This window comes from Streptococcus sp. HMSC074B11 (genome assembly GCF_001808705.1).
Taxonomy (GTDB): Bacteria; Bacillota; Bacilli; order Lactobacillales; family Streptococcaceae; genus Streptococcus.
Genome location: NZ_KV794289.1, coordinates 1 through 385, shown reverse-complemented (window position 1 = coordinate 385; position 385 = coordinate 1). Strand labels below are relative to the sequence as shown.

Here is a 385-nt window from a genome sequence, read left to right as displayed (position 1 = left end):
ACGTTCCCAGATGGTTCAACAGCAACACTTTCAGGCGATAAGACAGTTAAAGCAGCAGATGCAAATGGTCTTAAAGAACCAGCCGCTAAGACACCGGTTAAAGATACAGCGAACTTGACTGATGCAGAAAAAGCAGCAGTTAAGGAAGCCGTTGAAGCAGCGAACCCAGGATCTAAAGCAGAAGTAGGTCAAGACGGAACAACAACAGTAACATTCCCAGATGGCTCAACAGCAACACTTACAGGTGATCAAACTGTTAAGACTGCAGATTCAAACGGTGTTCAAGCTCCATCAACTAAGACACCAGTTAAAGATACAGCGAACTTGACAGATGCAGAAAAAGCTAAAGTTAAAGAAGCAGTAGAAGCAGCGAACCCAGGATCTA

General features: G+C 44.2%; 1 pseudogene. It reads left to right on the top strand.

The features are described 5' to 3' along the window. Positions 1-385 (top strand): annotated as a pseudogene (locus HMPREF2619_RS08380) (GA module-containing protein); the annotation flags it as partial.